Origin of the sequence: Flavobacterium flavipigmentatum (assembly GCF_020911905.1) — a bacterium.
Lineage (GTDB): Bacteria > Bacteroidota > Bacteroidia > Flavobacteriales > Flavobacteriaceae > Flavobacterium > Flavobacterium flavipigmentatum.
Window position 1 is genome coordinate 3,360,625 of record NZ_CP087133.1, and the last position, 22,367, is coordinate 3,382,991.

A 22,367-nucleotide genomic window follows, 5' to 3' on the forward strand; every position below is an offset into this window, starting at 1 on the left:
ACAATCATTTTCTTATCGTTTTAAGTGAGGTATTTTTATTATTTTAAAACACCTTTTTTTGGCACTCTTCTGAGCAAAAGCACTCCAACAGTAAAAAATACGGCCAAAATAACAATTGCAAGACGCGGGCTACCCGTAATTTGATCGATTATGCCGTAAACGCACATTCCGATTACGATGCCTATTTTTTCGGCTACATCGTAAAAGCTAAAAAAGGACGCTGTGTCTTCTGTTTCAGGCAATAATTTTGAATAGGTAGAGCGTGATAAGGCTTGGATTCCGCCCATTACAAAACCAATTAGGGTTGCCATGACATAAAAATGGATGGGTAATGTTATAAAATAGGCTAGAATGCAAAGCAATACCCAAATGCAATTGATGACGATGAGTGTTGGGATGTTGCCAAATTTGGCAGATGCTCTAGAGGTAAGAATCGCGCCACCGATGGCCACTAATTGTATTAATAAGATGCAAATAATGAGACCGGTTGTGCTTTCGCTTTCTGACGACCACTGAATTTCCTGTGCTCCAAAATAAGTTGCGACGATCATAACTGTCTGAACGGCCATGCTGTAAACGAAGAAGCTTCCTAAATATCTTTTGAGAGAAATGTTTTCTTCTAATAATTTCCAGACTTTTTTTAATTCTTTAAAACCATTAAAAATGACACTTCTCGTTACTTTTTCGCCCGTACTATTGTTTCCTTTTGGGAGATAATAATAGGTATATTGACTAAAAAGAATCCACCAGACCCCTACCATTAAAAACGAATATCTCATGGCTTCGATTTTGGCATCGCCTTCAGCACCCATGATCATGAACAAATTGATTACCAGCAAAACCACACTGCCTACGTACCCTAATGAATATCCTTTCGCACTTAATTTATCTTGTTGCTCCGGAAATGCAATGTCTGGCAGGTACGAATTGTAAAACACCAAACTCCCCCAAAAACCGATTAATCCTAAGAAATAAAACAGTACGCCCACGTATATATTTTCGAGCCTGAACCAATACAAACCCATACAAGACAGGGCACCCATGTAACAGAAGAATTTCATAAACGCCTTTTTATTGCCCACATAATCTGCAATACCTGATAAAAGAGGCGAAATAAAAGCCACTACCAAGAATGCAGCTGCGGTAATAAAACTTATTAAAGCTGTGTTTTTAAGATTCATTCCGAAAGCATCGATATAATGATCTCTTTTTAAAAATAATGCTTCGTAAAAAATAGGGAAAACAGCGGACGAAATTACTAAAGGATAAACTGAATTTGCCCAGTCATAGAAGGCCCATGCGTTTAATAATTTTTTGCTTCCTTTGGATAAATTACTCATAAATAGGGTTGTGTTAGTCTGTTGCGAATTTATCTATTTTTTATTAAGAATTTGTTATTTGAAGATTAAGTTGATTACTTTTTATAAAAAAAGCCATTCTTAAAAAGAATAGCCTTGTTTTTATGATAAAATAATAAGTATATTATTTAAACTTTACGCCATATTTTGCGGCTTCAGCTTTTGCTTGCGGAATTAAAGCTTTTAAGTTGGCGATACGTGTAGCGTCTGAAGGGTGCGTGCTCAAGAACTCTGCCGGGGCAGCTCCTCCACTGGCTTTAGACATCCTGTCCCAAAAAGCGACAGCATTATCCGGATTGTAACCTGCAATTGCCATAAGCGTAAGACCTATTTTATCTGCTTCACTCTCATTACTTCTGCTAAAAGGCAACATACCTCCTACCTCTGTACCAAGACCGTAAGCCTGAGAAAAGATAGCTCTTGTTGTTGATGATTTATTGGTAGTTGCAGCATCCAGAGCAGCACTCCCAATTTGTTGTAACTGTGCGGCGCTCATACGTTGTTGACCGTGATTGGCCAGCGCATGCGCTACTTCGTGCCCCATAACGGTAGCTATTCCTGCATCATCTTTGCAAACCGGAAGAATACCGGTGTAGAAAACAATTTTACCACCCGGCATACACCAAGCGTTCAACTCTTTATTATCTATTAGTTTGTACTCCCACTTATAATCTTTAAGGTACTCTTTGTACCCATTTGCATTGAGCCAAATCTCGGCAGCATTTTTGATTTTGATTCCTACATTTTCAACTCTTTTTGCATCTGCAGTACCGGTTACTACTTTGTTTTCTGATAAGAACTTATCGTATTGCTGAAAGGAAGCCGGAAGTATTTCGCTATCCGGAACCAATGCTAACGTACTCTTTCCTGAAAAAGGATTTGTAGCACAAGCGGCTACTAAAATGGCCAAAAAAGCACCTGTTACTAAACGTTTTTTCATGATTTATAATTTTTAAAACATCCAAAAATACAATTATAATTGATTGTTCTCTTTACATAATTATCAAAAAACTTATCAAAATTTCTTACCAGCCAATAAGGTGAAGCTCGTTAAATTCTTTATCAATTACCAAAGAACCCTCGGTATCGAAGTTTGTTCTGTCAAAAGAAATTATTTCGTTATCGATTTCTATTTCTTTTACTCTGAATGGAAGTCCAATAAAATTGATTCTGTATTTGGTGTAGGGTGTTTCATATTTCCCTTCTTTATGAAGCTGTACGATAAGCTCTTTTTCTTTTCCTACGTTTCGGAAAGAAAGAAAACTATATCTTCCTTTTTTGTAATCATAACCATCTTGAGCATCTTCGTATACTACTGAAGTTTCTTTACCATTTTTATAATACAGATCAAGTGTCAATTCGTCAAACTCCAATTCGCCAACATATTGCTGTACAGGATATTTTGGAATAATGGCACCTGCTTTTACATACACAGGAATTTCATCAAACTTAGTGTCTATCCAGACTTCTCTACCGCCAATGGCAAGTTCGTTGGTCCAATAGTTATACCATTCGCCTCTAGGAATATACATTCGTCTACCTAAAGAATTAGGTTCGAGTATTGGGCACACCAAAATTTGATTCCCAAAGATAAACTCATCATTGCGATAATGTGTCTGAATGTCTTCCTGATCATAATACACAAGAGGTTTAAGCATTGGCACACCTTCCTCGATATACTGCCAGAACATAGTATATAAGTAAGGTAATAATTGGTATCTTAAATTAATAAATTTTCTGGTAATATTAATAACATCTTCATCAAACGCCCAAGGTTCCTGATCGCCGTGATGCCCAGAAGAGTGTGTTCTACAAAACGGGTGAAATACCCCTAACTGAATCCAGCGTGCATATAACTCGCCAGTAGGCTGCTCAGCAAAACCACCAATATCAGAGCCTGTAAAACCCATTCCGGAAATACACATGCGTTGTACCTGAATGTTGGCAATCCATAGATGTTCCCAAGTTGCTACATTGTCGCCAGTCCAGGACGAAGTATAACGTTGAGCACCCGAATAAGCAGAACGAGTGATTACAAAAGGGCGTTTAGGATATGCAAAACGTTTTACACCATGATACGTGGCACGTGCCATTTGTGTGCCATAAATATTATGTGCTTTTCTGTGGCTACAAGGGTTTCCATCATAGACATGACGCACATCCATTGGGAAGGTTTTGTTGGGAACCTCCATAACAGCTGGTTCATTCATATCATTCCAAACCCCTTTTACACCTATATCTGAAATTAATTCTTTAAACAAACCAGCCCACCATTCTCTTACTACTGGATTTGTATAATCCGGAAAATTACATTCTCCAGGCCAGACTTTCCCTTTCATATAAGGGCCATCGGCTCTTTTGCAGAAATAATCTTTTTCTAATGCTTCTTTATATACCCAATAATCTTTATCTATTTTGATTCCTGGATCGATGATTACGATGGTTTTAAATCCATCATCTGCCAGTTCTGCCACCATTTTTTTAGGATCAGGAAAGTATTCTTTGTTCCAAGTAAAACATCGAAATCCTTCCATGTAATCAATATCTAAATAAATAGCATCACAAGGGATTTTTAGTTCTCTGAATTTAGAGGCAATTTCTTTTACTTTGTTTTCAGGGTAATAACTCCATTTGCATTGATGATACCCGAGCACCCAAAGTGGCGGAAGTTCTGGTTTTCCTGTAAGATCTGTATAAGAAGTTACAACATCCTGCATTTTTGGGCCGTAGAAAAAGTAATAATTCATTTCGCCTCCTTCTGCCCAAAAGCTTGCTACACTTCTTCTTTCATGACAAAAGTCAAAAAAGGTTCTAAATGTATTGTCAAAGAATATTCCGTAGGATTGTTTGTTTTGCAACCCAATATAAAAAGGAACCACTTTGTATAAAGGTTCCTGATCTTTGCTGTAAGCGTATTGATCTGTGGCAAAATTCTCCAGTCTTTTTCCTTTTAGATTTAACTGAGTAGCTTTGTCTCCCAGACCATAAAAACATTCACCATCTTTTGATGATTTGCTCATTTTTACAATGTTTCCGCCGTATTCGTAGCTTTCTTCCCAGTGAAAACCTAATTCATCTTCCAGAATAACATTGTCATTAAGGTCTAAAATTGAAGTGCGTAAATCTGCTTTTTGAATTTTGGCTTTTACTTTGCTGGTTTGAATTTGATAATACGTTTCTTCTTCGGTAACTTCAAGAAAATTGTAACCATGCAATTGCGTTTTGTCTATTGCATACGAAAAATCGTTGCTAAAATATCCTTTTGTAGTAAATCTAAAACGTATTAAACTGTCTCTTAAAACCGTAACTTTCAAAATAACCTTATTATCAGTATGAAAAAAGATGGAATCTCCTTCCTGCTCAAACGCAACTATTTTTGATGGATATAAATCCCCTTTATATTCTAATTCGGTATTTGTAATCATTTTTTAAATAATTTAATTTCAATAACTTACTTGTATTTCAAACGTACAAAAAATACAGGTATAGCACTAAAAATAATGCGTTTTTTCACGAAAACGATATCTTTGACTGAATGGTAATTTATATCTTATAAAATCGATAATTCTATAATTTAAAAAACTAAAAATCATAAAATCACAGTAAAAAAAAGTAACAGCATTATGCGATAGAATAAACGGTGACGCTCAAGGGAGGTAAAATCAATTCGATAGAATAATCCCTGCCATCGTAAGGAGAAGATTCAATAGCTAATAAACCTGAATTCGTGACGCCACTTCCTCCATATTGACTGGAATCGGTATTAAAAATTTCTTTTAATTTACCTTTTTGAGGAATCCCGATACGATAATTTTCTCTTACAACGGGAGTAAAATTGCATACTACGATTAGATTTTGGCTTTCGTTATTACCCTTCCTTATGTAAGACAAAACAGCATTCTGATGATCTGAGTAATTAATCCACTCGAAACCATCGCCAGAAAATTGTTTTTCATATAATGCAGGACTGCTTTTATACAACTGATTCAAATCAGTAATGGTCTGTTTTATTCCTTTATGAAAGTCATATTGTAATAAATGCCAGTCTAGACTTTTCTCGAAATTCCACTCGTCTGTTTGTCCAAATTCAGAGCCCATAAACAATAATTTTGTTCCCGGATGCGTAAACATATATCCATACAATAATCTTAAATTGGCAAATTTTTGCCACTCATCACCGGGCATTTTATTGGCGATAGATTGCTTGCCATAGACTACTTCGTCATGAGAAAAAGGCAGCATAAAATTTTCTGTAAAAGCATAAGTCATCGAAAAAGTCAAATCGTTTTGATGGTACTTTCTATAAATAGTATCTTTTTGAAAATATTTTAAAGTATCGTGCATCCATCCCATCATCCATTTCATTCCGAAGCCTAAACCACCTGTAAAAGTAGGTCTTGAAACCATTGGAAACGAAGTACTTTCTTCAGCAATGGTCTGAACTCCAACAAAATTGGCGTAAATCACCTCATTAAATTCTTTAAGAAAACTAATGGTCTCCAGATTTTCTCTTCCGCCATAAATATTAGGCTCCCATTCTCCATCATTTCTGGAATAATCCAAGTATAACATAGAAGCTACGGCATCTACCCTTAACCCATCTGCATGATATTGACTTAGCCAAAAGACAGCATTACTGATCAGGAAAGCGCGTACTTCATTGCGACCGTAATTAAAAACCAAACTCTTCCAATCGGGGTGATAGCCTTTTCTGCGATCTGGATGTTCGTATAAATGCGAGCCATCAAAAAAGCCCAAACCATGTGCATCATCTGGAAAATGAGACGGAACCCAGTCGAGAATAACACCAATTCCTGCCTGATGAAGCTTATCTACCAAAAACATAAAATCCTGTGGTTTGCCAAAACGTGAAGTAGGCGCAAAATATCCTACCAATTGATAACCCCAAGAGGGATCATAAGGATACTCCATTACGGGCATGAACTCCACGTGCGTAAACCCAGTTTCTTTGACATAAGCAACCAAATCTTCTGCAAGTTGCACGTAACTTAGAAAAGAGTTGTCATGAGCATTGCGCTTCCAGGACCCTAAATGTAACTCATAGACAGAATAAGGTTTATCAAGACCATTACTTTCCTGACGCAAATCCATCCATTTATTATCATTCCAGTTATAGTCTAAATCCCAAATTACCGATGCGGTATGTGGTGGTTTTTGGCAGTATAATGAAAAAGGATCAGCTTTTTCGGTTACAAGCCCGTCAATATTCGACTGTATTTTATACTTATACAGCGCTCCTTTTTCAAGATTAGGAATAAAACCCTCCCAAATACCTGAAGAATCCCATCGAACTTGTAAAAGATGCTCACCTTGTGTCCAATAATTAAAATCTCCAACAACCGAAACAGACTGCGCTGTTGGAGCCCAAACAGCAAAATAAACTCCTTTTACACCATCAACTTCAATTAAATGTGCTCCTAATTTTTCGTATAATTTATAATGTTTTCCAGCTTTAAATAAATTGATGTCAAAATCTGTAAATAAAGAGTGCGTAATAACGTTGCTCATATATTGATTGTAATTTCTAAATAAATAGAAAATTAATAAATTAAAATCTTTAGTCTAAAACTAGAAATTTAGAAAAAATAGGTTTTTAAAATTTTATTCAATTCTAAAATTATCTGGAATCGTGACTGATTTTTTGATGACAACAATTCCGTCTTTGATGGCATACAAATCGCTCGTAATATTTTCTAAATGAGGTCCGCCGTTGATGTAAACATCGTTTCCGATACGGCAGTTTTTATCTACAATCGCATTTTTTATAAAACATCTTTCCCCTATTCCGATGTGTTTTCTGCCGTTTTCGATATCATCTTCCAAATCTTTTAGATTTTGATAGAGATCGTTACCCATTACATAACAATTTTCGATAACCGTATCAACCCCAATTCTAGAGCGAATACCGATTACAGACCTGATAATTTCTTTAGCATTTATAATACAACCTTCTGAAATAAGGGTTTTATCAATTGTTGTTTTGAAAAATTTTGACGGAGGCAGTAATCTCGGTCTTGTAAAAATCTTTTTATCATTATCAAATAAGTTAAATTTTGGCAAGTCATCCGTAAGACCAATATTCGCTTCAAAAAACGAATCAATATTTCCAATGTCTGTCCAATATCCTTCGTATTGATAACTTAATATTTTTTTGTTTCCAACGGCTTGCGGAATTATTTCTTTACCAAAATCTTTTGTCTCTGTATTAGACATCAATTCTACCAAAAGCTTGCGATTAAAAATATAAATCCCCATTGAAGCCAGGTAATGCTTGCCTTGGCTCTTCATTTCATCACTCACTTCAGATTCCCATTCTGGCAATAACGAAGCATTTGGCTTCTCTATAAATGATATAATTTCATTATCCGCATTGGTTTTTAATATTCCAAATTCAGGAGCGTCTTTTGCGTTTACGGGTAGGGTTGCAATAGAAATATCGGCACCATTTTTTATGTGTTTTTTGATCATGGCACTAAAATCCATTTCATATAACTGATCTCCTGAAAGAATCAGGGCATATTCAAAATCATGATTCAAAAAATGGGGCATACACTGCCTTACTGCATCTGCTGTGCCCTGAAACCAGGTAGGATTATCGGGCGTTTGCTCTGCTGCCAAAATATCAACAAAAGCGCTGCTAAAAACACTAAAGTTATACGTGTTTTTGATATGCGCATTTAGTGATGCCGAATTAAACTGTGTCAGGACAAACATCTTGTATATATCAGAATTGATACAGTTTGAAATCGGGATATCAACCAGTCTGTATTTACCCCCAATGGGTACCGCTGGTTTAGATCTTGTTTCTGTTAACGGATATAGACGAGACCCTTGACCTCCCCCTAAAATAATGGCAACAATACTTTTTTTGTTAAATCTCATTTTTCCGAATTATTAAGTTGTAAATTTCGATATATTCCTGACAAACGCTTTCCCAAGAATGATCTGTCCCCATTCCAAGCGTTCTTATTTTATTAAAACTTTCCTTATCATCATAAAGCTCCACAGCTCTATTTATAGAATACACAATATCTCCTACAGATGCCTGATCATGACAAATACCATTTCCGTTATCTCCAAAATCAATAATAGTATCCTTCAAACCACCTGTTCTTCGTACAATCGGAACGGTACCGTAACGCAACGAATACATTTGGTTTAACCCGCAAGGTTCTACTCTTGAAGGCATTAATATAAAATCAGAGCCTGCATAAATTAAATGTGATAACTCTTCATTATATCCTATAAAAACATTGTAATTGCCTTTATGATCCTTTTTTAACTCTGCTAATTGTTCTTCAATACCTGCATTACCTGAACCCAAAATCAAAATATTAAGGGCTTTAAAATTTTCTGCCAAGGCCAAGGCCGAAGCCTCAGGAAGTAAATCGCCTCCTTTTTCTTCAAACAATCGGCCTATGAAACTAAAAAGTGGTTTTGTAGCGTCTAACTCGAATATTTCGCATAGTTTTTCTTTATTTTTTTGTTTTCCTTTTTCGAAATCTTTTATAGAAAATGTTTGCTCAATCATAGCATCTTTTGAGGGATCCCAGACTTCTATATCAATACCATTAAGGATGCCCTTTGATTTATTCCGAACAGAATTAAAAAGTGATTCTAATCCATTTGCAAAAACATTAATCTCGTCTAAATAACTCGGGGAAACAGTGGTTACAGCGTGAGCGCATTTTACGGCAACTGCCAAAGAATTAATAGCATAATCCCAATCTAAAAAACCAACATGCTTCAAATCAAATTCGGGTATGTAATATAATTTGTCAAAACCAAACTGCCCTTGATACAATCCGTTATGGATGGTGATAGCCGTTTTTACCTTCTCAATTTTGGAATATTTGTAACAATATTGCATCATAAAAGGAATTAACCCTGTATGATGATCATGACAATTGAGAATATCAGGAATAGTTTCCCGAGCTGTAATCCAATCGAGTGCAGCAATCTGAAAAGATACAAATCGCTCAATATCGTCTTGATAGCCGTAAACATTAGGACGATCAAAAAGTTCCTTAATTTCAATCAAATACAGCTCGTAGCCTAATTTATCAGTTGTTTCCTTTAAAACACTAAACGGAAAATTGAAACTTCCTAATTTTACTGTTCCCGAATAGACGGTTTCAAAGATATTTTCACTCTTAAATTTTGTATCATAACAAGGCATTACAACTCTTACGTGATGGCCCGCTATCTTTTGATATTTTGGCAATGCTCCGACAACATCGGCCAAACCACCCACTTTTGCCACAGGATAACATTCTGCACTGATATGAAAAATTTCCATTTATTAAATTTTAAATCTAAAGATGCGCTTCAATTCAAATTAAAAGTTGATAAAATACTTATTATTTGTAGTACTTTTATGTTTTCTAAATTTAGCAAAAAAATAATAAAATCACTACAATAATTCCGATTTATTAAAATGACAAAGAAATCTCAGAAAAAAACTCAGTCTTTAAAAATTCCACAGTATATTCTTATAATTAGTAAAATAAGTTCTTTAATTTCTTCAAAATTGGCGACATCATTTGCTGCTAGGCTTTTTACAACACCTATAAAACATAAAATTCCTGCAAGAGAGCTTGATATGGAACTAAAAAGTATTCAGAAAAAATTATGGATCCCTACTATTAAAAAAGAAATCATTACCTACGAATACGGAAAAAATGAGAGTAAACGTACAGTTTTGTTAGTCCATGGATGGTCTGGGCGTGGTACACAGTTATTTAAAATAGCAGATGAATTATTGGCCAATGGTTTTACTACTGTGAGTTTTGATGCGCCAGCTCATGGAAAATCGGCTGGAAAAACAACAATTATGATGGATTTTATTGAGTCTATTCTTGAAATAGAAAAACAATATGGCCCATTCGAAATAGCTATAGGACATTCTTTGGGGGGAATGTCAGTCCTAAATTCGGTAAAAAAAGGTCTAAAAGTACAGAAGGCGGTAATCATAGGAAGTGGTGATATTGTACAAGATATTTTAGAGGATTTTACTTCAAAAATAAAATTAAAACCAATTTATAGTCAACGCTTATGCGATTATTTTGAAAATAAATACAAAGTAAAAATGAATGATTTCTCTGCTTATGTAGCGGCTCAAGAGGTAAAAATTCCGGTCTTAGTTATTCATGATAAGAATGATCATGATGTACCTGTAACAGCAGGAATTCATATTCATAAATATTTAGAAAATAGTGAATTAGTCGTAACGGAAGGTTTAGGGCATCGAAAAATTTTGGGTGATAAAGATGTTATTCAAAAAATAATTAATTTTATTAAATAGTTCCAAAAAAAAACTTAATTACCTCTTATTTGGCAGTTATAACTAACAAAATACCTAAAGAAAATTAAATGGATTTATTTGGAGAAACATCAAATTGGGAGACAAAATTAGCACCCATTCTAGCCAAATATCAGGGTAAAAAGCATCCTTTAGAACACCAAAACATTTATCAATTGATGATTATGGTGATTTTATCTGCTCAGGATTCTGATGCTAATATTAATAAAATAGCACCAATACTTTTTGAAAAATTTCCAACTCTTAGTAGTCTTGCAAACACTGATGAAGGAACTTTATTACCCTATATTAGTAAGGTTAGAAATTTTTTAACCAAGTCAAAATGGATTCTGGATATTGCAAAGACACTGCAAAGTGATGAAAAAATTCCATTAAATATGAAAGAATTAGTTGCTTTAAAAGGCATCGGACGAAAATCTGCCAATGTAATATTGCGAGAAGCAAAACAAGCGCATGAGGGAATTATTGTTGATCTTCATGTAATTCGTGTAGCACCAAGAATCGGTATAGTGGCAGAAAATAAAGATGGTAATAAAGTCGAAAATGAACTTATGAAAATCCTACCACAAAATATTTGGCTAGAAATCGGAATGGCGATTTCATTTTTGGGAAGGGAAATTTGTCGCCCTACCCAACCAAAATGTGATTGCTGCCTTATAAATGATTATTGCAATTTCTATAAAAACAAGGCCTAATAAACAAATTAAGCCTTGGTCTGTGATCTATTTATTGCAGCACAAAAACTACCAGTTACAAGAGTGTTCTCTACATCTTCGCTCCTCTCTATTTATCCAGTTTTCAACAGGTTGCTGTACATTTTCTGTTATCCAGCGACTAACTTCTCTACATACTCTCATGATTTTAAAAATTTAATTAAACATTATTGCCATCTTAGTCAAACATTATTTTGAAGATCAAAACAATTTACCAAGTTTCCATACTTCATTAGAATATTTTCAGAGGATACAAACCCTTTTTTTTCAAAAAAAAATCAGAAGAAACTTTATTTAGAAAGATGTAATTTATTTTTTAATTCGTTAGAATCGCTTGTATCAAAATAGTAATTTATTTTTTGATAATACGCTAAGAGGAATAAGAAAAGTTTATCGTTATTATTCTAGCCTTTCGTATTTACTATTTATGGCGTTTCCCTATGGGTCAGGCTGTCCGCTATATCTTTTGCGAGGGATATTTTGGGTATGATAGAGTATGAATCGATCGCAAAAGGATGCCACTTACATCCTTAACGCACTTTTAGGAATCCCTAACTATTTATGCATAATTTTTATCACTCCACAGGTTTTCGTCTTGATCCGTTTTCGTCTTGATCCCCGTTTTCGTCTTGATCCATTATTTATTAAATTTGGAGATTTTTTTATAAACAAAAAACCCCTGTTTCGATTGAAACAGGGGTTTTAAAAAGAAAGGCGACGACATACTCTCCCACATAACTGCAGTACCATCTGCGCAGGCGGGCTTAACTACTCTGTTCGGGATGGGAAGAGGTGAGCCCCGCCGCAATAACCACCTTAAGGTTGTTAGTCTAAAGTCTAAGGTCATAAAGTCTAAAGTATTTCACTTTAAGAATTTTGACTTTCGTCTTTAAGACTGCTCTGCGTCGAGCAAATATCTTAACATACTGAGATAAAGAAAAAAGTATTGATTTAGAAAGTTTCTCCCCGAGCCTTGCGGCTCGGGAAAAGGGTGTACATAAGCTTACGGATTATTAGTACTACTCGACTATGACATTACTGCCTTTACATCTATAGCCTATCAACGTGGTCATCTCCCACGATCCTTAAAAGAAATCTCATCTTGTGGTGGGTTTCGCGCTTATATGCTTTCAGCGCTTATCCCTTCCAAACGTAGCTACTCTGCGATGCTCCTGGCGGAACAACAGATACACTAGAGGTTTGTCCAATTCGGTCCTCTCGTACTAGAATCAGATCCACTCAAATTTCTTGCGCCCACAGTAGATAGAGACCGAACTGTCTCACGACGTTCTGAACCCAGCTCGCGTGCCACTTTAATGGGCGAACAGCCCAACCCTTGGGACCTTCTCCAGCCCCAGGATGTGACGAGCCGACATCGAGGTGCCAAACCCCCCCGTCGATATGAGCTCTTGGGGGAGATCAGCCTGTTATCCCCGGCGTACCTTTTATCCTTTGAGCGATGGCCCTTCCATGCGGAACCACCGGATCACTATGCTCTACTTTCGTACCTGATCGACCTGTATGTCTCTCAGTCAAGCTCCCTTATGCCATTGCACTCTACGCACGGTTACCAAGCGTACTGAGGGAACCTTTAGAAGCCTCCGTTACTCTTTTGGAGGCGACCACCCCAGTCAAACTACCCACCAAGCAATGTCCCCCGCAATCGCGGGGTTAGGCCTCAGATAAACAAAGGGTTGTATTTCAACAATGACTCCACAACGCCTAGCGACGCCACTTCACAGTCTCCAACCTATCCTACACATCATTTATCCAAGGTCAATACTAAGCTATAGTAAAGGTGCACAGGGTCTTTTCGTCCCACTGCGGGTAAACGGCATCTTCACCGTTACTACAATTTCACCGAGCTCATGGCTGAGACAGTGTCCAGATCGTTACACCATTCGTGCAGGTCGGAACTTACCCGACAAGGAATTTCGCTACCTTAGGACCGTTATAGTTACGGCCGCCGTTTACTGGGGCTTCAATTCAATGCTTCTCCGAAGATAACATCTCCTCTTAACCTTCCAGCACCGGGCAGGTGTCAGGCCCTATACTTCATCTTACGATTTTGCAGAGCCCTGTGTTTTTGATAAACAGTCGCCTGGACCTCTTCACTGCGGCCAGCTTGCGCTGGCGACCTTTCTCCCGAAGTTACAGGTCTATTTTGCCTAATTCCTTAGCCATGAATCTCTCGAGCACCTTAGGATTCTCTCCTCAACTACCTGTGTCGGTTTACGGTACTGGTACTAATTACCTGAAGTTTAGAGGTTTTTCTTGGAAGCCCTTAGGCGCACTATCTCTTTGTCCGAAGACGCCGAGTACTATCGTATTTCCCCAAAATCTGTGGATTTGCCTGCAGATCTTATAGGTAGGTACTTCAACGAACTATTCCGTCAGTTCGCGGCGCTTTCATCACTCCGTCACCCCATCACAGTAATTAGTAGTACGGGAATATTAACCCGTTAGCCATCGACTGTCCCTTTCGGGTTCGCCTTAGGACCAGACTAACCCACAGCTGATTAGCATAGCTGTGGAAACCTTAGTTTTTCGGTGTGCGGGTTTCTCGCCCGCATTATCGTTACTTATGCCTACATTTTCTTTTCTAACCAGTCCAGCATACCTTACGATACACCTTCAACCCTGTTAGAATGCTCCCCTACCACTTAGAGTAAACTCTAAATCCATAGCTTCGGTAATATACTTATGCCCGATTATTATCCATGCTCGTCCGCTCGACTAGTGAGCTGTTACGCACTCTTTAAATGAATGGCTGCTTCCAAGCCAACATCCTAGCTGTCTGGGCAGACAAACCTCGTTCTTTCAACTTAGTATATATTTGGGGACCTTAGCTGATGGTCTGGGTTCTTTCCCTCTCGGACTTGGACCTTAGCACCCAAGCCCTCACTGCTGAGAAACATTATATAGCATTCGGAGTTTGTCAGGAATTGGTAGGCGGTGAAGCCCCCGCATCCAATCAGTAGCTCTACCTCTATATAATTTTACGCTCAGCGCTGCACCTAAATGCATTTCGGGGAGTACGAGCTATTTCCGAGTTTGATTGGCCTTTCACCCCTACCCACAGGTCATCCGAAGACTTTTCAACGTCAACCGGTTCGGACCTCCACTGTGTGTTACCACAGCTTCATCCTGCCCATGGGTAGATCACACGGTTTCGCGTCTAACACTACTGACTAAAGCGCCCTATTCAGACTCGCTTTCGCTACGGATCCGTGGCTTAACCACTTAACCTTGCCAGCAACGTTAACTCGTAGGCTCATTATGCAAAAGGCACGCCGTCACCCCACGAAAGGGCTCCGACCGCTTGTAAGCGTATGGTTTCAGGATCTATTTCACTCCGTTATTCACGGTTCTTTTCACCTTTCCCTCACGGTACTGGTTCACTATCGGTCTCTCAGGAGTATTTAGCCTTAGCGGATGGTCCCGCCAAATTCAGACAGGGTTTCACGTGCCCCGCCCTACTCAGGATACCACTATCTATTATACTCGTTACCCATACGGGACTATCACCCTCTATGGTGTCACTTTCCAGTAACTTCCGGTTCCTTGTACATAAAATCTCGTGGTCCTACAACCCCAACAATGCCGTAACATCATTGGTTTGGGCTAATCCGCGTTCGCTCGCCACTACTTACGGAATCACTTTTGTTTTCTTCTCCTCCGCCTACTTAGATGTTTCAGTTCAGCGGGTTTGCCCACCTATCGGTGTACTATGTCTTCAACATAGTGGGTTGCCCCATTCGGGTATCTACGGATCAAGTCGTGTGTGCCGATCCCCGTAGCTTTTCGCAGCTTATCACGCCCTTCATCGCCTCTGAGAGCCAAGGCATCCCCCATACGCCCTTATTTTGCTTATTGTACCAATCATAAAATCAATTATGACCGTTTTTTTTTGTCTTTTATTATTTGTATTGCTACTTATAATAAAAAACGCTTTCTACTTTTTATTATTTTCTTATCTCAATATGTCAATGAACTTTAATAAGTATGTAAGATTCTTGTATTAAGTATTAAGACTAATCTTGATACTTTGTACTACTATCTTTGTACTTCTTGTGGAGAATAACGGAGTCGAACCGTTGACCTCCTGCGTGCAAGGCAGGCGCTCTAGCCAGCTGAGCTAATCCCCCATTTTGCAATCTTAGATTGTAGAATTCAGATTTTAGATTTCTAATTCTTCTCTAATTTCTTTTGGTGAATTCCAACTTCTAGAATTTCCTTTTTTTAAGTTAAATAGTAGTCCCGGGCAGACTCGAACTGCCGACCCCTACATTATCAGTGTAGTACTCTAACCAGCTGAGCTACGAGACTCTGTTTTACTTAAAATTTATTATTTGAACTAACAGCAAGAGTAATCGAATTTTAAAATTCATATCCAAAAGATCCACATCTTTTTTCCTAAGCGTGCACTAGTGCTAACACTCAGGCTCTAGAAAGGAGGTGTTCCAGCCGCACCTTCCGGTACGGCTACCTTGTTACGACTTAGCCCTAGTTACCAGTTTTACCCTAGGCAGCTCCTTGCGGTCACCGACTTCAGGCACCCCCAGCTTCCATGGCTTGACGGGCGGTGTGTACAAGGCCCGGGAACGTATTCACCGGATCATGGCTGATATCCGATTACTAGCGATTCCAGCTTCACGGAGTCGAGTTGCAGACTCCGATCCGAACTGTGACCGGTTTTATAGATTCGCTCCTGGTCGCCCAGTGGCTGCTCTCTGTACCGGCCATTGTAGCACGTGTGTAGCCCAAGGCGTAAGGGCCGTGATGATTTGACGTCATCCCCACCTTCCTCACAGTTTGCACTGGCAGTCTTGTTAGAGTTCCCGACATGACTCGCTGGCAACTAACAACAGGGGTTGCGCTCGTTATAGGACTTAACCTGACACCTCACGGCACGAGCTGACGACAACCATGCAGCACCTTGTAATTTGTCTTGCGAAAGTTCTGTTTCCAAAACGGTCAAACTACATTTAAGCCTTGGTAAGGTTCCTCGCGTATCATCGAATTAAACCACATGCTCCACCGCTTGTGCGGGCCCCCGTCAATTCCTTTGAGTTTCATTCTTGCGAACGTACTCCCCAGGTGGGATACTTATCACTTTCGCTTAGCCACTGAAATTGCTTCCAACAGCTAGTATCCATCGTTTACGGCGTGGACTACCAGGGTATCTAATCCTGTTCGCTACCCACGCTTTCGTCCATCAGCGTCAATCCATTAGTAGTAACCTGCCTTCGCAATTGGTATTCCATGTAATCTCTAAGCATTTCACCGCTACACTACATATTCTAGTTACTTCCTAATAATTCAAGTTTAGCAGTATCAATGGCCGTTCCACCGTTGAGCGATGGGCTTTCACCACTGACTTACTAAACCGCCTACGGACCCTTTAAACCCAATGATTCCGGATAACGCTTGGATCCTCCGTATTACCGCGGCTGCTGGCACGGAGTTAGCCGATCCTTATTCTTACGATACCGTCAAGCTACTTCACGAAGTAGTGTTTCTTCTCGTATAAAAGCAGTTTACAATCCATAGGACCGTCATCCTGCACGCGGCATGGCTGGATCAGGCTTGCGCCCATTGTCCAATATTCCTCACTGCTGCCTCCCGTAGGAGTCTGGTCCGTGTCTCAGTACCAGTGTGGGGGATCTCCCTCTCAGGACCCCTACCCATCGTAGCCTTGGTAAGCCGTTACCTTACCAACTAGCTAATGGGACGCATGCTCATCTTTTACCGTTGTGACTTTAATTACATCTCGATGCCGAGTCGTAATACTATGAGGTATTAATCCAAATTTCTCTGGGCTATCCCTCTGTAAAAGGTAGATTGCATACGCGTTACGCACCCGTGCGCCGGTCTCTAGTTCCGAAGAACTATACCCCTCGACTTGCATGTGTTAAGCCTGCCGCTAGCGTTCATCCTGAGCCAGGATCAAACTCTTCATCGTATATTGTGTGCTTAATTACTTAAGCTATTTATAATGATGCTTTCTCTAGTGGTTATTCTCGAATCTCTCGATTCCATTACTCTTATTCTTTTGCTCTAACATCTCTGTTAAAACGGCTGTCAATTCAATATGTCTACGAACGTGTATTTATTTATTCTTTTACGCTTATCGTTGTTTCTCAAAGCGGGTGCAAAAGTAGAAAATTATTTTTAACTGGCAAATGTTTTTGAAGTTTTTTTTTAAGAAAATTTATTTCCTTTTTCACTTCTCAACCTTACCAATCTATCAATGAACTTTCCGTGTTTTGCGGGGTGCAAATGTAACATCTGTTTTCAAATCTCACAAGCTTTTTACAATCTTTTTTGAAAATAAATTTTCTTTTGATTATCTCAACTTGTCAGTATTTCAGTGAACGTCTATCGCTGTTGCGGGTGCAAAAGTAGTCCCTTTATTTACATTTACAAGACTTTTTGTTACATATTTTAAACCTTTTGTAAAACTTTTTCTTAACTTTCTGATAACAGCAAACTTAGCTTTTATACCTTTTTGGAATTTGTGAGAATTATCTTTTTACTTTTCAAGACTTCACAATACACCGCAACCCCAAACAACCATTTTTATTGACTTAACAACCATACAACCCCTTTTATCGCAACTTTGCAAACGCACCTAAAAAATACTTTTTTCTCCTGAAGAACACATTTGAAACTTTTAAAACGTTTTAATCGTCAATGCAAAGGCGATATCTTTTCGTTTGTATACCATATATAGTATAAGACTTTAATAATAGTATGATGCTTTGTCCTTATATATATTATAGATACATCTCTTCCTATGAAAACAACAACCCCTAGCCCTGATAGAAGTGGAAATCCTTTTGTGCCGGGGTTCGGCACAAAAGATTGAAACGAATAGCAGGAAATAGCTCCTCAAAAAATACATTATATATTAGGTACAAATGAAAAACCCGACAGATCGAAAAAAATGTCGGGTTATTATGTAACATGTTATTTTTCGAGAGGCTTTTTTGCCATTGCTTCCCAATGCGTCATCAAATCATTATAATTTACAGGATTGGCGGGTTTCTGATTTATTAATCTGCCAGATTCGAAGGCTCTGACGAGAATGGTTTCTATGAGATAGTCTTCGTTTACTTCGTAGGGTTTGTATTCTCTCTTTAAACTTATATCAAATAAATTGGCAGTCGAGTTGGATACGAAAGCCTTAAAACCACTTTTTAGTTGTTTGACCAATTCGTATGTTGTGATTCCGGTTTGGCGATGAATGAGCTTTACGAGAATTTGACCTTGCTTGCGTGACAACTTTTTGAGCCTATCTTCGAACTCATTATTTAAGTAGTCTTCTACGATTTTAAAATATTTTTTCTTTTCGCGATTGGTTTTCAAACGAGCCATTCCGCGGTTTAGTGCGGTTAATCTGTCTGAAGCTACTTTTGCGTACGGATATGTTTTATAGACTCTGTTTTGAAGAATCATAAATTGTTTTTGTGCTTCTGGATCTAATTTCTCTCTAGAAATAATAATCTCCGGTAATTGGATGGTATCATTTAAGATCGAATCGTTTTCGGTGAGTATATAACCCATCTCGGTATTTTCCTTGGGCGTAACCTGAGCTTCACCGAGAAAGCAAACTAACATAAAAAATAAAATAAAACTGGTACATCTCATAGAGTCATAATTTAAATGTAAAATTATATATTTATATACAACTCTAATACCAAATTTATAAATTAGCAAAAAAATATTTTATGAGCACACAATCTATCTTAAAAGATACCTCTCTCGCTTTCTTGGAAAGTTACCTTAATAACGCCTCTCCTACTGGCTACGAAAGCGAAGGGCAAAAACTTTGGATGAATTATTTAAAACCCTACGTGGATACTTTTATCACGGATACTTACGGAACGGCCGTAGGTGTTATTAATCCGGACGCTCCCTTTAAGGTTGTGATCGAAGGTCATGCCGATGAAATTTCGTGGTATGTTAATTACATTACAGATGATGGTTTGCTGTATGTGATTCGAAATGGTGGTTCCGATCATCAGATTGCACCCTCGAAGCGAGTTCATATTCATACCAAAAAAGGCATTGTAAAAGGTGTTTTTGGCTGGCCTGCCATTCATACTCGTTTGCGCGATAAGGAAGAACCGGCAAAAATTAGTAATATTTTTATCGATTTAGGTTGCGAAACCAAAGAACAAGTTCTGGAAATGGGCGTGCATGTAGGTTGTGTGATTACCTATCCGGACGAATTTATGATTCTGAACGAAAACAAGTTTGTTTGTCGCGCGATTGACAACAGAATGGGCGGATTTATGATTGCCGAAGTAGCTCGTTTGCTAAAAGAGAACAACAAAACACTTCCGTTTGGTTTGTACATTGTTAATTCTGTTCAGGAAGAAATTGGTCTTCGTGGTGCCGAAATGATTGCACAAACCATCAAGCCAAACGTAGCGATTGTAACCGATGTTTGCCACGATACCACTACGCCAATGATTGATAAAAAGGTAGAAGGCGACCTAAAAATGGGTAAAGGCCCCGTGATTGCATATGCGCCAGCTGTGCAGAATAAATTACGTGAATTGATTGTCGATACAGCCGAAGAAAAGAAAATTCCGTTTCAGCGTCATGCTACTTCAAGAGCGACCGGAACCGATACCGATGCTTTTGCTTACAGTAATGGTGGTGTGGCTTCGGCATTGATTTCGTTGCCTTTGCGTTATATGCACACCACGGTAGAAATGGTACACAGAGAAGATGTTGAAAACGTGATACAGCTAATTTATGAATCGCTGTTGAAAATTGAAAACAACGAAACTTTCTCTTATTTTAAATAAAAATCAAAAATGATTTAAACACTACCTAGAAATTTCAGTTTATGTTTGTAAAAAAATAATGTGGCTATTTTTCAGGAGCCAATCCCACTGTCCGCTGTATCTTTTGTGGCGAACCCCGCCACAAAAGGATGCCGCTCCCATTGGGGCTAAAAAAACACTAAACAAAAAAGACCTTCTTGTACAGAAGGTCTTTTGATTTTTGTCTACTAACTCAAAAATATTAAAATGTATGTGTCTGACTATTTTAAGTCTTTCAAAACAGCAATTGCTTCTTTTGCATTAGATAATTCAGCATATTTTAAAGCTGTAAAGCCTCTTTCTGTTTTGTCTCCAGGACGTGCGCCGTTTTCTAATAAAAATTTAATGATTTCAACTCTATTATAACGTGCAGCCGCCATCAAAGGTGTCATATCTTCAGTTCTTTCGTTTACATTTGCTCCGTACTCTACAAATTTCTTAACTACTTCTATGTCTCCTTTGCTAATTGCAACGTGTAAAGGTGTAATGTATGGTGCAGTCACAAAATGACTTTTCACTAGTGGGCTTGTATTTGAAGCCATTGAAACATTTGCAAAAGCTACTAAAGCTACTCCTAAATAAATAATTGATTTTTTCATGATGATGTTTATTAATTGATTAATGATGATTTTTAATTTCTGTGTAAAAGTAATTCAAATTTTATTATTATGCATTACCAAGTACTGTGTTTTAACTAATTCTTAACTTTTAATTAATGTTAAAGCAATAATCGAGGTCTTGTTTTACTATAAGACTAATAAAAACCTTTTTTGTTACACTTATTTTAAAGTTTTATTAAAAAAAACATTCCGAAATATCAAATTCACAACATTTGGTTTTTGACTTCACTACTAATTACAGCTCCTAGACCCTGATAAATATGCCTTTTCTTGAATAAAAATTACGTATATTCGTACTTAATTTTTAAACTCATTTTAAAGAAAAATAAATACTTTATGCTAAATACTATTTTCAAAACAGCTCTAAATTGTATCGTTTTGTTTCTTTTTTGGAGTTGTACATCTTCAAAAGAATATCAATATACTATTACTAAAAATTACAAACCAGACGATCAAAAGTTGTATGAGACGATCGTAGTTCTGGACAGTCTATTTTTTAATGCTTACAATACATGCGAGGTCAATTTAGAAACATACGGAAATTTCTATGCTGATGACATTGAGTTTTATCATGATAATGGCGGCATTATGACATCAAAAAACGCTATTATAGAAGGAACCCAAAAAAATATTTGTGGTAAAGTCACTCGAGAACTTGTAAAAGGAAGCATTGAAGTCTATCCTATCAAAAACTTTGGAGCTATCGAAATAGGGCTGCATAAGTTTCATAATAATACAGAGCCCAAAAATGCAAAATCCAATATTGGGCGCTTTATGATTATTTGGAAAAATGACAATAATAATTGGAAAATAACCCGAGTAGTCAGCTTACATTAAAACCAAGAAACAAAAAACAGTAATTAACCTTAAAACCAAAAGACTATGGGAATCATTAAAAAAATTCTTGTTGTGCTAATTTTTATTTTAGCCAGCGCTTTAATTGCGGCATATTGTATGCCAAAAAAATATGAAGTAGAGAAAGAAATTACCATTAATAAACCAGTTGATTCGGTTTTTAATTATGTGAGATTTCTCAAAAATCAAAACGAGTTTAATGTTTGGACAAAAATTGATCCAAAAATGAAATTGACTTATTCAGGAACCGATGGTGCAGTTGGCTCAATTTCTGCTTGGGAAAGTAAAGCAAAAGAAGTTGGTGTGGGCGAGCAGGAAATTACCAAAATTACAGAAGGTAAACGCATTGATTTTGCACTTCGATTTAAAGAACCTTTTGAGGATACTGCCGTTGGATTTACTTCTACAGAAGCTATTGGTGCGAATCAAACCAAAGTAAAATGTGGTGTTAGCGGTGTTATCCCTTATCCTATGAACATCATGCTTCCTTTCATGAAAATGGAGGAAATGCTTGGAAATGATTTGCAAAAGGGATTAGAAAACCTAAAAACAAAAATGGAGAACTAAATTTATTTCTAATAAAAAATCCCAAATTCTCAAAAAAATTAGAATTTGGGATTTCTTTTATTTTAACTAAA

13 protein-coding genes, 2 tRNA genes and 3 rRNA genes are annotated in these 22,367 nt (G+C 37.5%); 5 read left to right on the forward strand and 13 right to left on the reverse strand.

What is annotated here, in order from left to right:
• Positions 1-38: 38 nt before the first annotated feature.
• From LNP22_RS14515 to LNP22_RS14540, 6 genes are all read right to left on the reverse strand, one after another.
• Entirely contained in the window at positions 39-1,340 is a 1,302-nt protein-coding gene (locus LNP22_RS14515) for an MFS transporter (protein WP_229974094.1), read from the reverse strand.
• A 142-nt stretch (positions 1,341-1,482) separates the two neighbouring features.
• Complete coding sequence (locus LNP22_RS14520) at positions 1,483-2,298, reverse strand: M48 family metallopeptidase (RefSeq protein WP_229974095.1); 816 nt, start codon at positions 2,296-2,298, stop codon at positions 1,483-1,485.
• 85 nt (positions 2,299-2,383) lie between these two features.
• Complete coding sequence (locus LNP22_RS14525) at positions 2,384-4,783, reverse strand: glycoside hydrolase family 31 protein (protein WP_229974096.1); 2,400 nt, start codon at positions 4,781-4,783, stop codon at positions 2,384-2,386.
• A 196-nt stretch (positions 4,784-4,979) separates the two neighbouring features.
• On the reverse strand, positions 4,980-6,887 hold the full coding sequence (glgB, locus tag LNP22_RS14530) for a 1,4-alpha-glucan branching protein GlgB (RefSeq protein ID WP_229974097.1): 1,908 nt from the start codon (positions 6,885-6,887) through the stop codon (positions 4,980-4,982).
• 93 nt (positions 6,888-6,980) lie between these two features.
• Positions 6,981-8,261, reverse strand: coding sequence for a glucose-1-phosphate adenylyltransferase (locus tag LNP22_RS14535; protein WP_229974098.1), 1,281 nt, complete (start codon positions 8,259-8,261; stop codon positions 6,981-6,983).
• A complete protein-coding gene (locus tag LNP22_RS14540) occupies positions 8,251-9,678 on the reverse strand; it encodes a glycogen synthase (protein WP_229974099.1) in 1,428 nt (475 codons plus the stop codon). The genes LNP22_RS14535 and LNP22_RS14540 overlap by 11 nt, the downstream gene beginning before the upstream one ends.
• Before the next feature lie 138 nt (positions 9,679-9,816).
• Here LNP22_RS14540 and LNP22_RS14545 point away from each other — a divergent pair, with 138 nt between their 5' ends.
• On the forward strand, positions 9,817-10,683 hold the full coding sequence (locus tag LNP22_RS14545) for an alpha/beta hydrolase (RefSeq protein ID WP_229974100.1): 867 nt from the start codon (positions 9,817-9,819) through the stop codon (positions 10,681-10,683).
• A 68-nt stretch (positions 10,684-10,751) separates the two neighbouring features.
• Positions 10,752-11,396: an endonuclease III domain-containing protein gene (locus LNP22_RS14550; RefSeq protein WP_229974101.1), complete on the forward strand. Its 645-nt coding sequence runs from the start codon at positions 10,752-10,754 to the stop codon at positions 11,394-11,396.
• A 727-nt stretch (positions 11,397-12,123) separates the two neighbouring features.
• On the opposite strand, the gene rrf is transcribed toward LNP22_RS14550, so the two are convergent.
• The 6 genes from rrf to LNP22_RS14580 form a co-directional block, all read right to left on the reverse strand.
• A 5S ribosomal RNA gene (gene rrf, locus LNP22_RS14555) occupies positions 12,124-12,233 on the reverse strand.
• Between the two features lie 174 nt (positions 12,234-12,407).
• Positions 12,408-15,290 (reverse strand): 23S ribosomal RNA (locus tag LNP22_RS14560).
• A 198-nt stretch (positions 15,291-15,488) separates the two neighbouring features.
• A tRNA-Ala gene (locus LNP22_RS14565) sits at positions 15,489-15,562 on the reverse strand.
• A 107-nt stretch (positions 15,563-15,669) separates the two neighbouring features.
• Positions 15,670-15,743: transfer RNA gene (locus LNP22_RS14570), tRNA-Ile, on the reverse strand.
• Between the two features lie 122 nt (positions 15,744-15,865).
• Positions 15,866-17,379: ribosomal RNA gene (locus LNP22_RS14575) — 16S ribosomal RNA — on the reverse strand.
• The 16S, 23S and 5S rRNA genes sit together here with 2 tRNA genes alongside, the layout of an rRNA operon.
• 1,007 nt (positions 17,380-18,386) lie before the next feature.
• Positions 18,387-19,067, reverse strand: coding sequence for a DUF4294 domain-containing protein (locus tag LNP22_RS14580; RefSeq protein ID WP_229974102.1), 681 nt, complete (start codon positions 19,065-19,067; stop codon positions 18,387-18,389).
• A gap of 80 nt (positions 19,068-19,147) precedes the next feature.
• Here LNP22_RS14580 and LNP22_RS14585 point away from each other — a divergent pair, with 80 nt between their 5' ends.
• A complete protein-coding gene (locus LNP22_RS14585; RefSeq protein WP_210668153.1) occupies positions 19,148-20,236 on the forward strand; it encodes a M42 family metallopeptidase in 1,089 nt (362 codons plus the stop codon).
• Positions 20,237-20,475: 239 nt separating this feature from the next.
• Here the strand turns inward: LNP22_RS14585 and LNP22_RS14590 are convergent, their stop codons facing one another.
• Positions 20,476-20,853, reverse strand: a complete 378-nt coding sequence (locus tag LNP22_RS14590; RefSeq protein WP_229974103.1) for an ankyrin repeat domain-containing protein — start codon at positions 20,851-20,853, stop codon at positions 20,476-20,478.
• Between the two features lie 357 nt (positions 20,854-21,210).
• Between LNP22_RS14590 and LNP22_RS14595 the strand changes: the two genes are divergently transcribed.
• Both LNP22_RS14595 and LNP22_RS14600 read left to right on the forward strand, forming a co-directional pair.
• Positions 21,211-21,711, forward strand: a complete 501-nt coding sequence (locus tag LNP22_RS14595) for a nuclear transport factor 2 family protein (RefSeq protein ID WP_229974104.1) — start codon at positions 21,211-21,213, stop codon at positions 21,709-21,711.
• 45 nt (positions 21,712-21,756) lie between these two features.
• The gene (locus tag LNP22_RS14600) at positions 21,757-22,296 is read left to right on the forward strand and encodes an SRPBCC family protein (RefSeq protein ID WP_229974105.1); all 540 of its coding nucleotides are present in this window, start codon (positions 21,757-21,759) and stop codon (positions 22,294-22,296) included.
• Positions 22,297-22,367 lie beyond the last annotated feature (71 nt).

What these genes read in the sequence shown, in the direction of transcription:
- LNP22_RS14515 (WP_229974094.1), bottom strand. Translation starts at nt 1,340, where the DNA reads ATGAGTAATTTATCCAAAGGAAGCAAAAAATTATTAAACGCATGGGCC.
- LNP22_RS14520 (WP_229974095.1), bottom strand. Translation starts at nt 2,298, where the DNA reads ATGAAAAAACGTTTAGTAACAGGTGCTTTTTTGGCCATTTTAGTAGCC.
- LNP22_RS14525 (WP_229974096.1), bottom strand. Translation starts at nt 4,783, where the DNA reads ATGATTACAAATACCGAATTAGAATATAAAGGGGATTTATATCCATCA.
- glgB (WP_229974097.1), bottom strand. Translation starts at nt 6,887, where the DNA reads ATGAGCAACGTTATTACGCACTCTTTATTTACAGATTTTGACATCAAT.
- LNP22_RS14535 (WP_229974098.1), bottom strand. Translation starts at nt 8,261, where the DNA reads ATGAGATTTAACAAAAAAAGTATTGTTGCCATTATTTTAGGGGGAGGT.
- LNP22_RS14540 (WP_229974099.1), bottom strand. Translation starts at nt 9,678, where the DNA reads ATGGAAATTTTTCATATCAGTGCAGAATGTTATCCTGTGGCAAAAGTG.
- LNP22_RS14545 (WP_229974100.1), top strand. Translation starts at nt 9,817, where the DNA reads ATGACAAAGAAATCTCAGAAAAAAACTCAGTCTTTAAAAATTCCACAG.
- LNP22_RS14550 (WP_229974101.1), top strand. Translation starts at nt 10,752, where the DNA reads ATGGATTTATTTGGAGAAACATCAAATTGGGAGACAAAATTAGCACCC.
- LNP22_RS14580 (WP_229974102.1), bottom strand. Translation starts at nt 19,067, where the DNA reads ATGAGATGTACCAGTTTTATTTTATTTTTTATGTTAGTTTGCTTTCTC.
- LNP22_RS14585 (WP_210668153.1), top strand. Translation starts at nt 19,148, where the DNA reads ATGAGCACACAATCTATCTTAAAAGATACCTCTCTCGCTTTCTTGGAA.
- LNP22_RS14590 (WP_229974103.1), bottom strand. Translation starts at nt 20,853, where the DNA reads ATGAAAAAATCAATTATTTATTTAGGAGTAGCTTTAGTAGCTTTTGCA.
- LNP22_RS14595 (WP_229974104.1), top strand. Translation starts at nt 21,211, where the DNA reads ATGCTAAATACTATTTTCAAAACAGCTCTAAATTGTATCGTTTTGTTT.
- LNP22_RS14600 (WP_229974105.1), top strand. Translation starts at nt 21,757, where the DNA reads ATGGGAATCATTAAAAAAATTCTTGTTGTGCTAATTTTTATTTTAGCC.